Origin of the sequence: Photorhabdus aegyptia, assembly GCF_000612035.1 — a bacterium.
Lineage (GTDB): Bacteria > Pseudomonadota > Gammaproteobacteria > Enterobacterales > Enterobacteriaceae > Photorhabdus > Photorhabdus akhurstii.
In genome coordinates this window covers 1-13,610 of sequence record NZ_JFGV01000047.1, presented here as the reverse complement: position 1 = coordinate 13,610, position 13,610 = coordinate 1, and the positions used below count along the sequence as shown (strand labels likewise).

Annotated in this window: 15 protein-coding genes; 9 read left to right on the top strand and 6 right to left on the bottom strand. The window is 38.0% G+C overall.

The window, feature by feature from the left end; genetic code table 11:
- The first annotated feature begins 4 nt into the window (after window positions 1–4).
- The 3 genes from BA1DRAFT_RS14690 to BA1DRAFT_RS14680 all read left to right on the top strand — a co-directional run bounded on the left by BA1DRAFT_RS14690 (window position 5) and on the right by BA1DRAFT_RS14680 (window position 4,095).
- Window positions 5–2,089, top strand: a complete 2,085-nt coding sequence (locus BA1DRAFT_RS14690) for an ATP-binding protein (RefSeq protein ID WP_036780531.1) — start codon at window positions 5–7, stop codon at window positions 2,087–2,089.
- Between the two features lie 24 nt (window positions 2,090–2,113).
- Window positions 2,114–3,016 carry a Pvc16 family protein gene (locus BA1DRAFT_RS14685; RefSeq protein WP_036780529.1) on the top strand — a complete coding sequence of 301 codons (903 nt, stop codon included), beginning with the start codon at window positions 2,114–2,116 and terminating at the stop codon, window positions 3,014–3,016.
- Window positions 3,017–3,081: 65 nt separating this feature from the next.
- On the top strand, window positions 3,082–4,095 hold the full coding sequence (locus tag BA1DRAFT_RS14680; protein ID WP_036780528.1) for a hypothetical protein: 1,014 nt from the start codon (window positions 3,082–3,084) through the stop codon (window positions 4,093–4,095).
- Window positions 4,096–4,323: 228 nt separating this feature from the next.
- Here the strand turns inward: BA1DRAFT_RS14680 and BA1DRAFT_RS14675 are convergent, their stop codons facing one another.
- Both BA1DRAFT_RS14675 and BA1DRAFT_RS14670 read right to left on the bottom strand, forming a co-directional pair.
- Window positions 4,324–5,193, bottom strand: coding sequence for a hypothetical protein (locus BA1DRAFT_RS14675; protein WP_036780526.1), 870 nt, complete (start codon window positions 5,191–5,193; stop codon window positions 4,324–4,326).
- A gap of 123 nt (window positions 5,194–5,316) precedes the next feature.
- Window positions 5,317–6,012: a helix-turn-helix transcriptional regulator gene (locus BA1DRAFT_RS14670; protein WP_036780524.1), complete on the bottom strand. Its 696-nt coding sequence runs from the start codon at window positions 6,010–6,012 to the stop codon at window positions 5,317–5,319.
- Between the two features lie 183 nt (window positions 6,013–6,195).
- On the opposite strand from BA1DRAFT_RS14670, the gene BA1DRAFT_RS14665 reads away from it, so the two are divergent.
- From BA1DRAFT_RS14665 to BA1DRAFT_RS21345, 3 genes are all read left to right on the top strand, one after another.
- The gene (locus tag BA1DRAFT_RS14665; protein WP_036780521.1) at window positions 6,196–7,086 is read left to right on the top strand and encodes a hypothetical protein; all 891 of its coding nucleotides are present in this window, start codon (window positions 6,196–6,198) and stop codon (window positions 7,084–7,086) included.
- Between the two features lie 519 nt (window positions 7,087–7,605).
- Complete coding sequence (locus BA1DRAFT_RS14660; protein ID WP_051560810.1) at window positions 7,606–8,403, top strand: tail fiber protein; 798 nt, start codon at window positions 7,606–7,608, stop codon at window positions 8,401–8,403.
- 315 nt (window positions 8,404–8,718) lie between these two features.
- Window positions 8,719–9,360 (top strand): fucose-binding lectin II, encoded by a 642-nt coding sequence (locus BA1DRAFT_RS21345; protein ID WP_338049299.1) that lies wholly within the window; start codon window positions 8,719–8,721, stop codon window positions 9,358–9,360.
- A gap of 121 nt (window positions 9,361–9,481) precedes the next feature.
- Here the strand turns inward: BA1DRAFT_RS21345 and BA1DRAFT_RS14650 are convergent, their stop codons facing one another.
- Both BA1DRAFT_RS14650 and BA1DRAFT_RS14645 read right to left on the bottom strand, forming a co-directional pair.
- Complete coding sequence (locus BA1DRAFT_RS14650) at window positions 9,482–10,384, bottom strand: Rpn family recombination-promoting nuclease/putative transposase (protein ID WP_036780518.1); 903 nt, start codon at window positions 10,382–10,384, stop codon at window positions 9,482–9,484.
- Window positions 10,381–10,572: a type II toxin-antitoxin system prevent-host-death family antitoxin gene (locus tag BA1DRAFT_RS14645; protein ID WP_051560809.1), complete on the bottom strand. Its 192-nt coding sequence runs from the start codon at window positions 10,570–10,572 to the stop codon at window positions 10,381–10,383. Before BA1DRAFT_RS14645 ends, BA1DRAFT_RS14650 begins: the two co-directional genes overlap by 4 nt.
- A gap of 243 nt (window positions 10,573–10,815) precedes the next feature.
- Here BA1DRAFT_RS14645 and BA1DRAFT_RS14640 point away from each other — a divergent pair, with 243 nt between their 5' ends.
- The gene (locus tag BA1DRAFT_RS14640) at window positions 10,816–11,436 is read left to right on the top strand and encodes a hypothetical protein (protein ID WP_036780516.1); all 621 of its coding nucleotides are present in this window, start codon (window positions 10,816–10,818) and stop codon (window positions 11,434–11,436) included.
- Window positions 11,437–11,474: 38 nt separating this feature from the next.
- On the opposite strand, the gene BA1DRAFT_RS14635 is transcribed toward BA1DRAFT_RS14640, so the two are convergent.
- A complete protein-coding gene (locus BA1DRAFT_RS14635) occupies window positions 11,475–12,089 on the bottom strand; it encodes an RES family NAD+ phosphorylase (RefSeq protein WP_235201124.1) in 615 nt (204 codons plus the stop codon).
- 238 nt (window positions 12,090–12,327) lie between these two features.
- Entirely contained in the window at window positions 12,328–12,951 is a 624-nt protein-coding gene (locus BA1DRAFT_RS21340) for a helix-turn-helix domain-containing protein (RefSeq protein ID WP_051560807.1), read from the bottom strand.
- Window positions 12,952–13,114: 163 nt separating this feature from the next.
- On the opposite strand from BA1DRAFT_RS21340, the gene BA1DRAFT_RS14625 reads away from it, so the two are divergent.
- Window positions 13,115–13,336 (top strand): helix-turn-helix domain-containing protein, encoded by a 222-nt coding sequence (locus tag BA1DRAFT_RS14625; protein ID WP_036780514.1) that lies wholly within the window; start codon window positions 13,115–13,117, stop codon window positions 13,334–13,336.
- 20 nt (window positions 13,337–13,356) lie between these two features.
- Window positions 13,357–13,610, top strand: a 254-nt coding sequence (locus BA1DRAFT_RS14620) for a DNA-binding protein (protein ID WP_036780512.1), incomplete at its 3' end; no start/stop codon positions are given.

Below are 13,610 nucleotides of genomic sequence, written 5' to 3'. Positions count from 1 at the left end.
TTATATGGACTACCTACTAACAAATATCCCCTGTAGCATAGCTGAATTACGCTGGATTTATCCCCATTTAGAACGTATTGATCTGCTATTACAGCACTATTATTACCAAAAGGGAGACCAATACGACTCATTACCGGAAAGTTTTCTACTGACCGAAGATGAAGTCGAGCAATGTTTAATATCACCGCAAGGAGTTCCTCATTGGTTAATTGAAGTAAATAATCCTATTCGCGATCCAGAAATCGAGGCAAACCCTGCCCTTGATGCATTATCATTATTGGTCGAACGTTTTGAACTGACTGAATTTGAGCGTGATGTTTTATTATTAGGTTTATTACCCCATTTCGATAGTCGTTATCATGCGTTATTTGCCGTTCTAAATGGTAGCAGTAAAAAACAGTGGCCCAGTTTTACTTTAGCCATTGAATTATTTAGCCAACACCAAAGTGATCGGCAATTACTGCAAAACAGCTTTCTACCGCAAGCACCGTTAATCAGTAACCAATTATTACGACTCAATAATCACGAAGAATCTATCTGGTTACAAACGCAATTTTTAACCCACAACGCGATCTGGCATTTTTTATCGGGACAACGAACACTTTTATCTCCCTTGATAACCTGTGCTAATTGGCAAACACCTGTTTCATATAATGGGTATCCTCTGCCCCTTTATCATTCACTGGAAAAGATATTATTGAATAAAACTGATGAAATACGACCACTGGTGATACTCCGGGGAAAAGAAGGCAGCGCCAGAGAATTAGCAGTCAGTAATATTATGGCATCTCATGGCATTAATACCTTAACTGTTGATTTAGCCCTCCTGCCCGATGAAGAAAACATAACCATAATATCCGGCCTGCTCGCAGACGCAATACGAGAAACCCGGCTACATAACGCCTGTTTATTAATTCGCAATTTTTCTTTGCTTACAGAGGCAAAGAAAATATTACACCACAATTTATCTATTTTGCTAAATCAGCCGAAATTACGCGTGGTTTATCTGGTAGAACCGGGAGATGCATTAGTCTGGATTAAGCATCTGCCAATGGTGCAAATTAATATGCCCATTGCGACACTGACCGATAAAGAAACTTTACTAAAAACAAGCTTACCGGAAAATATCGCCCAAAAAATTAATATTACTCGGCTATGTCAGCGCTTCTCTTTTACTGCGGAAACATTACCGCTGATTCTTGAAGAAGCTTATCAATATAAAATGATCCGGCAACCAGAAGGCCAACTGGAAGAAACTGATCTGCGTCAAGCATTAAGTTTTCGCGCCCAACAGAATTTCGGCAAACTGGCTCAACGAATTACTCCAAAGCGCAGTTTTGACGATTTAGTGGTTTCAGACACATTAGCACAACAATTAAAAGAAATTATCTCAGCAATTAATTACCGTGACCAAATTCTGGGCGCCGGTTTTCAGGAAAAAATCAATTACGGTACCGGTATTAGCGCCCTATTTTACGGTGAATCGGGTACCGGCAAAACAATGGCTGCCGAGGTGATTGCGGGTTATCTTGGGGTTGATCTGATTAAAGTTGATCTCTCCACCGTAGTGAATAAATATATCGGTGAAACGGAAAAAAATATTTCTCGTATTTTCGATCTGGCCGAAGCGGATTCTGGGGTGCTGTTTTTCGATGAAGCCGATGCCCTATTTGGCAAACGCAGCGAGACCAAAGATGCTCAAGACAGGCACGCGAATATCGAAGTATCTTACTTATTACAACGATTGGAAAATTATCCGGGATTAGTGATTTTAGCCACCAATAATCGCAGTCATTTAGATAGCGCGTTTAATCGCCGCTTTACCTTTATTACCCGTTTTACTTATCCAGATGAAGAGTTACGTAAAAAAATGTGGCAAGTCATTTGGCCGGAACAATTGCTATTATCCAATGAAATTGATTTTTCCCTTCTGGCTAAACGGGCTGATTTAACTGGTGCTAATATCAGGAATATTGCTTTATTGTCATCAATATTATCAGCAAATGATAACAGTGAACAAATCGAAAATAAACATATCGATCGCGCCGTGATACTTGAATTAAATAAAACTGGCCGATTAGCATTTTAAATATTTAATAGAATAGGAACAACCATGACAACCATCATTGCTTCTGACAATGCGATTATCGAGATTAATCAAGCATTAAATACTATTTTATCTCAATATTTAGACATTTCCGGTCAAAAAATTGATATTCGATTTGATCTACCTGAAATTAACTCTATTCAATCAGAACCGACAGTCAGTGTATTTCTTTATGAAATACATGAAGATCTACAATTACGATCCGCTGAATCAAGACGTTATAACCCGATAACTAACACATTATTACCGGGATGGGTCAATATCAATTGTAACTATTTAATCACCTACTGGGATGCCAGCAAGCCCTCTAGTGACAGCTCCAACCCAGACAGCCAACCCAATAATCAAGCTGCGCAAGTGATGACGCGAATTTTAAATGCATTAATCAACAACCGCCAATTAACCGGCATTCCCGGTGCTTATACTCGGGTTATTCCCCAACAGGAAAATTTAAATAGCTTAGGTAATTTTTGGCAAGCTCTGGGTAATCGCCCTCGCCTCTCATTGCTCTATTCCATTACTGTACCAATGAGACTGCAAGATATTAAAGACAATATGACACCAATTAGCCAAATATCCACTTCGGTGGTTCAAAAACCCAGTCTGGATAATTCACAAATAAATCAGGCTCTGGCAGATAAATTATGTGCCGATTTAGGCGGTACAGAAGATATTCGCCTTTCCTTGGCTAAAGTGAATATAATAACCGAACCTACAACAGATAATAATGATAATCAGGAAAATGAAAGTGTTATTCTTGAAGTCTCGGGCATTACCCGTTCAATCTATTTACCTAAAATAAAAGATATTCTTTCTACATGGGTAAATAGCCAAAAAACCGTAGTTAAAGTAAATGGAACAGGTATTCTTATCGCTAAAGAAAATTCCGACAGTTTAATATCAATATAAAATCATTAATAAAGATAAAATTATACAGATTAATAGATCAAACTAATGACCAAGGATTTATAAATATGCCAAAATATTCTAATTCTCAGAGAATACCCACACAGAATAGTAAAAATAGCCGTAGAACATCTCCATTATCAATTCCCTCTGATGGACACCTTTCACTTTCAAATAATCTGACTAATGACTCCTCCGTTCGCCAAGAAGTTAAGAGGCAATTTATCTGGGAAGGCCATATGGAGGCAATTGAAAAAGCGTCCAGACTCGGTAATTTTGCTGTCAGTTTTCGGGCAGCGGGCGAACCAACACTCAGAGCCTTGGGTAAAGGCGCTGCGGCCAAGGGACATGATATTCTGGAAAAAACCATTAAACCCGGTTCAATTAACAAAGCTTATCCCAAAGATGAAGCTTCAAATGTCATAAAGCAAGTACAGGAGGCGGGTATTGAAGGTTATGTCGGTCACTGGAATAAAGAAACGGGACGTCTCGAAGGTATTTATATGAGCAGCGGTCACGGTCTATCAGATGAACAGGTCAATGGGAAAATTTATCCCATAGATTTAAACAATCTCGAAGCAAGTCTGGCGCCTTTGAAAGAAAAAAAGAACTGGGCCGCGCTGCCTTTCACCGGTGATTATGATATGCATGACATGATTAGCTTCGCAACACAACCACATTCAGTACCATCCAATTCATCAGAAGAAAAGAAAATCATCGATCGCATTAACGAATATATTGCTAAATCTGATTCAAACCGACCATTTGAAGATACAGAACATAATGTTATCAGGCATGGTCCTCAAGTAAGCTATCCTGCTTTTGCGATGGATAAAGAAAAAGAAGAGATAAGGAGACATGGGGGAATTGTTAAAGCCGTTGCTGAACCAGGGGAATTTCCGGTTGCTATTGTCAGTAAAGGGCAATGGACCATTGCCAATAATATCGATGAACTGAATCAGTTTTATAATAGTATTGGCGCAAAAATGAAAGCAAGCTGGAAACCGGGTGCTGGAAATCCCGGATTCGTTTCCAATCCACAAAAACCGGGAATGGCCAGATTTAATCGGAAATCTCATTAATAATAATACCGGCAAGAAAGAATAACCAATCGATCACTTTCACTTTATAGATCAGGTCTGAGCTAATACACCTGAGGAACTCCACGATTTTGTTTTCTTTAACAAAAACTTTTATCGTGCCTCAGGCGCTTTAGTTCCCTTCTTAAGAAAAGCTCAGGTTATTATAACAACTGGTAATCTTTTTGAAAAATTTCACTTATTAGTTGAATCCGCCACTACAATATTATATTACTGACTCACAACTTGATCTTTAGGGTTAAATGTAAATACAGCATCTGTTGCCTGTTTTACATTTGTACCTTTAGGTAATTCGATTTTAACAATAGGTAAAAATTTACCTGTTGCATCTTTATAATCACGTTGATCTTTTTGTGCATTAATTAAACCTGCACTGTTTGAATAAAAAAGAGCTTCAATAGGTAATGTTTGTGGCTTATTCTCATCCCAAGGTTGAACGACTATCTCATTATAATTTAAACCATTACCATGATAAGGCATTGCAAGTAATGTTTGATAAAAAGCATCTGCTGGATCTTTAGCCGTCGGTCTAACATCAAATGCACAGACTCCCCATGCAGATTTTCTTACAATAGCTTTATTTAATTGATGAGCGGTGAAAACACCAAAATCTTGGCATGATTTTCCATCTGAAGGTTTAGGCGGTGCGCCACAATAATTTCCCTGACGCCCCCAAGTATTCGCATCAATAACATAGGAGCATAATACAGGAACTTTAACCTTATCCTCAGGGGCCATCTGTTCAGGAAAAAGAATAAAACCATTAACGCTAGCAAATGTATTGCCAAATTTAGCATCTTTTCTTAAATATGAAAAAGAAACTCCATTATTTTTTATAGAAGATGGATTTAACTTCCAAAAATTAAATCCAGGCCGAGTCCCTCTCATCAAAACTCCAGAGCAAAGAAAAGCGGGTGATTGAGCATCGCCACAGTCTTTAGCGGTATTATTATATTGTTGGGTCAATATATTAGCAATATCATTTTGTACATCGGTTTCATTTCCCGTTTGCGTGAAGGCAAAAGTATTTGCTGAAAAAAAGACAATACTAAGGAACAAACCTATGGCAGGCTTTTTCATAAAATCCTCACTTAATTTAAAGTGCGTTAATTGAAATTAAATTGTTCTCCATTCACTTCCTAATGAAGTTTTTCACTGTTTTGCTTATATCACAACTATCAAAATTGATAGCAAAACAAGGCTTCATAATTCTATTTGACCATTTTCAATGGCTTTTATTATGGCTGCACCTCTAGAGTTAACATTAAATTTTTCTCTAATTTTTTTAAAGTGAAAATTAATATTTGCTTCTGAGCAATTAAGTATGCGTGATATCTCCCATGTTGTTTTTCCAATTAAATACCAAGAGCAAACTTCTTTTTCTCTTTTACTTAATTTAATGTTGTTTTTTTTGTTTTTTAAAATAATTAAATAGTGTAGTATTATGTCTCTTAATGCTATTAATTGATTGAAATTTTTATTTATTGTCCTTATATAATCATCTTCTTTGCAATAAAAAGATAAAGTTAAAATTCCAAACTCATGATTAATACCATGCATAGGAAAAGATATGCCATGATTTATTCCATAATCTTTAATTTCATGGGAAAAAAGTGATCTTTTTTCTAGTTTATTGCAATCCCATATGAAAGGGATAGTGTTTTTTATGCAATATTCAAAAATTGGATTGTTATTGATATATTTATCTTTCTGATAGTTTAAGGCTAATTGATCATTATTGGTGATGAAATTTGATTCTTTAATATTACTTTTAGTTGAAGAGTAAAAGAGAGAATACCATTCTATATCAGTAATAGATTGAATGGTTTTAATAACAAAATGGAGATCATTAAACTCCTCAACAACACAATCCGAATAAAATTCATATAAGTCAATCATAATTTAACCTGGGTATTGTTAAATATTTCAAAACGTTAATACTAAGATTAGTCCAATAATTGACTAGAACAACTATCAAATCTGATAGTTGTGATATAAGCAAAACAATGAAAAACTCTACTAGGAAGTAAATGGGGAACAATTTAATTTCAATTAACGCACTTTAAATTAAGTGAGGATTTTATGAAAAAGCCTGCCATAGGTTTGCTCCTTAGTATTGTCTTTTTTTCAGAAAATACTTTTGCTTTCACGCAAACAGAAAATAAAATCGATGTACAAAATGATATTGCTAATATATTGACCCAACAATATAATAATACCGTCAAAGATTGTGGTGATGCTCAATCACCTGCTTTTCTTTGCTCTGGAGTTATATTGCGTGGCACTAAACATTCAGATGATTATAGATTTTGGCAACCTAGCCCATCATCTATAAAAAGTGGTGGCGTTTCTTTTTCATATTTAAGGAAAGACGCTAAGTTTAAACGTTTAGCTTATGGATATAGAAATGGATTTATTGTTTTCCCTGAACATATAGCGCCTAAAGATAGAGTCGATTTTTCTGTATTGTGTGCATTTCCTATTGATGGCTATACAAATGAGAGAGCGAATCAAGGTTGTGGTGAAAATATCACTAAGGCGAAAGGTAAAGGTAAATCTTGCCAAGAACAAAATGTGATGAATTCCGATGATTGGATAAAAAATTATAGGAAAGTAAACTCTCAAGATATTTTTCAATGTGGATTTAATGTTACTCAAGATGTGAATAATCCAGCTATAGCTTTCTATCAAATGTTAGAAAGTATCAAAAAACTTCCACGTACTCCTAATACTCCACCAAAACAGAATGAAATCAGAATTTCAATCTGGGAAGAAAATGAGCCTAATAAATTACCTATTGAAGCCCTTTTTTATTCAGAAAATTCAGGTTTAGCTGATGCACAAAAAGATCAGCGTGATTATAAAAACGCAACAGGTAAGTTTTTGCCTATTGTTAAAATGCTACTACCAAGAACTTTAAACGAGGATGCATTATTCAAATTTAATATTGAAGATCAAGTTATTAAACCATAAATGATTATTGGATTACTGTAAGCTCTATTTTTCATACTGAGCTTACCTGTAATCCACCTTCGCTCTTCGTAATGAAGCAGAACTCTGCTTTGACATCCTCCTCACCCTGAAGAGGGTGTCGCAAAAGGCCAGCATTGAAAATAAAACCAATCCACTTATCCCAAGCAATAAAAATAACCCTATTCATTACCACCGACTTATCATACTTAAAATTGAACAACCAAAGAAATCAGCATCAACTAACAATCCCTGTTATCAATTGATGTTGAATCTAAAAATCCACCTCCAATAATTGTTTTTTCATGTAAACTTATTTAAATAACCATTGAATTAAATTTTCAAATATAAATAATAACATCTATAAATCATGTTATTGCGGTAGATATATCCTTCAATAAAAACTAATGAAAACAAAGCAATAAACGTTTTTATATTTTAAATACAAATAGTAAACAAAGGAAAAATCATCAATTTCATTGTTAAATAAAACAACCCAACATTATATACAAGGTGATAAAGATGGAGAAAAAATATAACCGGTCCACTTCAGAATCCAATACAGAGAATACCAATACTATGGATCACCATGAAGTTGGTAAAACGCCCTGTCAAACTGATAAGCCAAATTCAGCGCTAAAACCAGGTGATGACTATACACAAGCAATAAAAATTAACCCTGACGGCGGCTTAAAAGCAGATAAAGATGGATTAGGTGTAAAAATTAAAGTGGGTAATGGTATTAAGGTAGACAGTAGCGGCATCAGTATTGATCCCAATAATGTATTGCCAAAAGGAATGATTATGATGTTCTCCGGTAGAGATGCCCCTACGGGCTGGGCTTTTTGTGATGGCAATAATGGAACCCCAGATTTAAGAAGTCGTTTTGTCATGTGTGGTGAAACTATTTCTGAGACAGGGAAAAGCAGTAATAAAGCCAGTGGGAGAGGGAATGGAAAAAACTTTTCCATAGATACAACATTAACTGTGGTTTCGGTAAATGTTACTGTGGAAAATACAATATTAACAGAATCACAAATACCCAGTCATAAACATATTGGAGGTATGCCTTATTATTCTTGCTTTGGAAATAAATATGATGCTGTTAGTGCTACCCAAACCGAATGCCAAATAAATGATATACCAGATAGCTCAATATGGATGAAACCTTCATCCGGACTTAATTGCTATGCCAATACATCAAACACAGGAGGAGGGCAAGGACATAATCATCCAGCAACGGCATCATCCCCTTCCCATAATCATAGTGTTGATATCATTCCGCCTTATTATTTACTGGCTTTTATTATGAAACTTTAATTCCGTTGCACTAAAAAGATTTAAATTACCTCTTATTTTCTAGCTACAAAGGATACATAGCAATGAATATATCAAGTTATTTCTTCCTAAATGAAGAAAACATTAAATTTAATAATCAATGTTTAAATATATACATTGGCTACCCCCAACCCATCAGTAAAGATTGGCCCAACCTACTTGCCGAGTTCCAAAGATATATTGACGATATTATTAATTTAAATGGTTTTTTATATTTTTTTCAAAGGAAAATATTGTGTAGATTACACCATCGATTCACACACAATTAAGACGAATACTATTTCAGAACGGTGGGGAATGACAGAGGAATATGAAAAATTTAGTACCAACCTTGATGCTGCTATTTTATGGCCAACTATTGATGGAAATTTTATTTATTTTTTCAAAAATGATTCTTTTATTCGGTTCGACCAAAAATTGAATGCACTTGATGCCGGGCCAATCATCATCTCCAGCGATAATGAGGGTTGGAGAGGGTTAACCTTCAAAAATATTCAAGCGGCAGTATCGGTCGATACTGATTTATTAGGCAGTCACCGAGACAGTAGTGGAGGCAATAGTAAAGTCTGTAATGGAACATGTGGTACTAATGATACGGGTAAATATTGCTTCCAGTTACCTCACAGTATTCGATTCGGCTTGATAGCCTACACTAATACAAATATTCCGCAAACTGTAAAAGTATATATTGACGATCTTCTGGTAGATACATTAACCAGTACCAGTAAAGGACAAAATAATCTCATGGCGACTAAAGCCTACACATCAGGTACAGGCAAAATCTGTATTGAGATTGAAGGGGATGGCAAACCATGCAAGCTTCGTTATCTCGATAATATATTTGATGGAAACCCGGGAACAGCTATTATCAGCGCTGAAAACGGTACCAATAGTCATTACAATGATAGCGTGGTGTTCTTGAATTGGCCTCTGACATAAACTAAAAATACTTGGTTTCGAATAATAATTGCGCCCTCCGTGGCGCTTTTTTTCCTACTCATATGACTACCGTAAAATAAATAGTAGTATTTGGAAGAAATACAGTAATTTTGTCGGACATTTATTCAAGCTCACTCTGGCTCAGACCGGTGGTTTTCATCACTGTTTCACGATCGATTCCGCTGTTCAGCAATGCATGAGCAATTTTTAACGTTGCTTCTTGACGTCCTTCTTGACGTCCTTCCTGACGCCCTTCTTGACGTGCTTTATGTTCCAATCTTTGTGCTATTGTCATCAGTACCTCCTCATACCTCGGGGACTGTTCTGCCAGTCGCCGAATAAAACCCTCTGGATCGGCGGTATCTCCCACCTGTAATAAGTAGTTTAACACGCTTTTTAGCTGTTCATCCGTATAGTAATCATACGTCAGCAGTATAACCAACTCTTGCAGCAGCTCTGCCATATCTCGCTGCCGGATATGCTTTTGCACCATTTCCAGTAGCGCGACCCGTTTGTGCGTCAAGATTTCATCATCCGGGATTACCGTCACATCTACCAGCGGGAATTTATTGGAATAGATTTCCTCCGCCAAGGCCGGATCATCGAAACAGTCGAGCCAATTGGTACTCCAGGGATACGGCTGTATTTTACCGTGATAGAACAACACCGGAATGACCAGCGGCAATTTTTCATGTCCCTGCTCCAGATGCCTTTGCATGGCTGAAATACCGTAACGCATTAATCGAAATGCTATCATTTTGTCCGGGGAACTTTGGTGCTCAATCACACAATACACATAACCGTCACCCTGCGCCGTTTTCAATGAATACAAAATGTCGGAATAATGCGCCCGCAGATTGTCTTCAATAAACGACCCTGATTCCAACCGCAGTGTATCCAGATCACAAACTGCCCGTAATGTCGCAGGCAAATGTATCTCCAAAAAGTCTCTGGCAGTATCAATATGACTTAAAAACTGTTTAAAAACAGCGTCATGTGGCGTTGGTGTATTTTTTCTCTTCATCGGTGAATGGTAGCGGATGAACGTAGTAAATAAGCAGTTTCTTCAAGGCTTGCATATTCTGCATTTGAAATAATGACGCAATCACCACCGTTTTGTCTGGTAATCAATATTGGTGTACAATCCTGAACAACTTGATCCATTATCGAAGCAAGATTTCCCTTTGCAACGCTATATGTTGTCTTCCGCATAATATGCCTTTTTCACCGTAGTATAAATATCATACAAAGATTGTATGACAAAATAGTATAATATCAAGCTAAACATCTATATGCGCCATCCGTGGCGCAATCTCTTTATTCGCACGATCTCTATCCGCCCATATGTAAAAGTTGATAGCTTTATCTGATTGCAAATCACCTTTGATTTGCACCATGTTACTTGACCAATTCTAGGTGAAATAATAAAATAATGGTCAAGAAATAGGAGGTTTTATGAACACCACAACCAAACAACGTAATTTGAATGAGCTACAGGTGTTACTGCAAAAACGCTTTGACATAATATTCGGCTCATTGATGCCTGAGTTTGCTGAAAAGGCGAAGGCCAGCAATGCTCTTGTTCTTCCGGATAGCGAACTTTTTGGGCTGCTGTACTCAACCGTACTTGAAAAGAGTGCCAGGACTCCCGATCGCGAACTCCGCAAACTAAAGCGTCGCGCTGAGAACCTGTCCAATTTTTATAAGGAAATTGAGCGCATGGGCGGCGTGATTAAAGCAGTGGATGTTGCTGATATTCTCGGTATCACACGTCAGGCCGTTAATTTGCGAGTGAAGGGAAATAAGCTGCTCGCTTTCAAGAAGAATAGTGATCATGTCTTCCCACTCTTTCAATTCAAAGAGGGGGGACTGTTACCTCACTTTGAAGACGTCATGAAAGCAATGAGCAATGATATCGGGCCTATTTCCAGAATATCGTTTTTGACTACCCCCTTGAGCGACAAGAACGGTAAAGGGAAAACCCCTATCGAGATCATGAAAGAAGATAGCAGCATTGATGATGTTTCAAAAATGCTTCGTGCAGCGAAACAGATGGGCGAACAAATCGCCAGTTAAAAGCGTGTCCTTTCGAAAAGGACACGCCTAGTACAAACTTAAAGCGAGACAACCTTGAATCGAAGCACGTCTTCGAGCAGTTCTTCAGCCGTGATGCTGGAGTATTTCCAGTTCGATGGCATGTATTCTGAATCGTGGTATTCCGCGAGATTCTTCATTCCTACATCTTCAAACTTTTCTTCATCCGATTCCCAGACTGCATAGCAGAAATCAGTGGAAGGAAAATGCCTCGATAAGTAACAAACACCGTCAAACTTATCTCTGGCGAGCTTGTAGAGGCACGCAATTACTCTCTGTGTCACCGTGTAGTCATCTCCGACTGAGACGTCTAACGTAATGTGCAGCATTCCCAGAAGTTTCCCCACATCGACAAAAACGAGTAGCCGGAGTGGGCGAATCAGACACATTCGTGAGTTTTCAATAACAGACTCCTCAACGAATTTCCGCCCATCTTTATGTACCAGGCGCCCAAAACTTTCAGCAAGCGCTGAAACGGCCTTGTCTGCCATGTAGCAAACACCAAAAGTATCATCCGGAGCATTATATCGACCGTCACCAGTGGAGAAATTTATAGCCGATGGCCATTCTTTCCTCTGCCAGCGTTTTAAGTCCCCATTACCAGGTTGTATTGAACCACAAGTAATGAGAAACAAAAAGAATAGGGAATTGGTCAAAATAAACGGGAATTCACGGGTGTAAATTCAGAGCTGGTGCGGTGTTGAGTGAGTGTGATAAGTTTATTCCTGCCCTGACGGGCAGACTAACTAAAATGAGAAAATTTTTGTGATTGTTGCTTTTGCGCCACTTATTTTAATAAAACCAGGATACGCCCTATCAGCCATTTAAAACATCTTTAAATACGTTTTAAAACATAGGCTACTTTAGCCCATGTTAACCTGCTTTGCTGCTCATCTTGTTGTGGTTTGCCGGGACGTGTTCTTTGTCATTGATAGACTCCAAAAATCTCTGTCGTTGTTCATCAGTTAAAGATGCATACAGTTGAGCAAACGCCAATGAGTGGTTAGATACCCCTAGTTTGGCAGGCAGGTCTTCCGGCCAGGGGAACTGCGACTCTTGTTGTTGAGTACTTGCCTGGGGAGGTACTAGTAGTGTGCTAATGCCTTGCCTGAAAACCCTGTCAATAACCGATTCTCTTTCTGATGGGGTCATTCTGCCTAATATGGATAGCCATGATTGTTGTTGCTCTGGTGTAACAGCCGTGCGTATTTCTTGGGTTTCAGTAATTGTTTGTTCATTGATATCGTGGCCTGTCACTAACCATTCAAATGAGCATCCCGTGACTTTTGCTATATGAGCAATCTTATCTAAAGCTGGGTATGTTTTTCCACTCACATAGTCCCTTATCGCTTTGTCAGACATATTGCACTTTTTTGCAAATGACTTGTATGGTTCTCCATTAATGAGGGTGGATAACCTCTCCCCAAAGCGTGTTATTACACTCTCAAGAAAAACATGATCTGTGTTTTTTATTCCTTCATTATATTTTTCAGTCATAAATCCCACCATTACAGGCTAAACAAAAGGTTTGTTGAAAATAAACCACCGCGTATAAAAACACGCCGGGATGTTTACAAGCGTGTTTTTATACGCTATATTCATACTCACACAGATAATCAGTAGTGATTATCCACGCCGATAAACTTATAAGGATTTCACAATGCAGACAAGCAAGCAAGCAGATTGGCATCGCGCAGATATTCGCGCAGCATTGGAAAAACGCGGTACAAATTTACGCGCGTTGTCTGTTGCCGCAGGGCTGGCAAAAGATACTTTGCGTAATGCGCTAGTTCGCCCTTGGCCCAAGGGGGAAAGATTGATTGCTCAGGCAATCGGTGTTGATCCGGCTGTTATCTGGCCGAGTCGTTATCAAAATTCATAATGTCAGGGAGTATGAAGCTGATGGATATTTGGGTTACAGCGCAAGAGTGTGTCGGGCTACCGAATTTACCAACAGCCCCTTTTAACATTTCTAACCGCTTAAAGAAAAATGCAACAACAGAAATGGTCCGTAAGCGTGAAGGCTCTAAGGCATTTGAATTCCATATTAATTGTCTGCCGCCCGTGGCCCGTGCCGCAATACTGAAAAAACAAGGCACGATAGAAATTAACGATCGCCAGTTTGAAATAAAACAACGTCAGACTGAAAGCTACTG

Excerpts from the sequence above, each read along its gene's own strand:
- BA1DRAFT_RS14650 (WP_036780518.1), bottom strand. The coding sequence starts at position 10,384 with ATGAAGAGAAAAAATACACCAACGCCACATGACGCTGTTTTTAAACAG.
- BA1DRAFT_RS21345 (WP_338049299.1), top strand. The coding sequence starts at position 8,719 with ATGACAGAGGAATATGAAAAATTTAGTACCAACCTTGATGCTGCTATT.
- BA1DRAFT_RS14680 (WP_036780528.1), top strand. The coding sequence starts at position 3,082 with ATGCCAAAATATTCTAATTCTCAGAGAATACCCACACAGAATAGTAAA.
- BA1DRAFT_RS14665 (WP_036780521.1), top strand. The coding sequence starts at position 6,196 with ATGAAAAAGCCTGCCATAGGTTTGCTCCTTAGTATTGTCTTTTTTTCA.
- BA1DRAFT_RS14640 (WP_036780516.1), top strand. The coding sequence starts at position 10,816 with ATGAACACCACAACCAAACAACGTAATTTGAATGAGCTACAGGTGTTA.
- BA1DRAFT_RS21340 (WP_051560807.1), bottom strand. The coding sequence starts at position 12,951 with ATGACTGAAAAATATAATGAAGGAATAAAAAACACAGATCATGTTTTT.
- BA1DRAFT_RS14625 (WP_036780514.1), top strand. The coding sequence starts at position 13,115 with ATGCAGACAAGCAAGCAAGCAGATTGGCATCGCGCAGATATTCGCGCA.
- BA1DRAFT_RS14660 (WP_051560810.1), top strand. The coding sequence starts at position 7,606 with ATGGAGAAAAAATATAACCGGTCCACTTCAGAATCCAATACAGAGAAT.
- BA1DRAFT_RS14685 (WP_036780529.1), top strand. The coding sequence starts at position 2,114 with ATGACAACCATCATTGCTTCTGACAATGCGATTATCGAGATTAATCAA.
- BA1DRAFT_RS14670 (WP_036780524.1), bottom strand. The coding sequence starts at position 6,012 with ATGATTGACTTATATGAATTTTATTCGGATTGTGTTGTTGAGGAGTTT.
- BA1DRAFT_RS14675 (WP_036780526.1), bottom strand. The coding sequence starts at position 5,193 with ATGAAAAAGCCTGCCATAGGTTTGTTCCTTAGTATTGTCTTTTTTTCA.
- BA1DRAFT_RS14645 (WP_051560809.1), bottom strand. The coding sequence starts at position 10,572 with ATGCGGAAGACAACATATAGCGTTGCAAAGGGAAATCTTGCTTCGATA.
- BA1DRAFT_RS14690 (WP_036780531.1), top strand. The coding sequence starts at position 5 with ATGGACTACCTACTAACAAATATCCCCTGTAGCATAGCTGAATTACGC.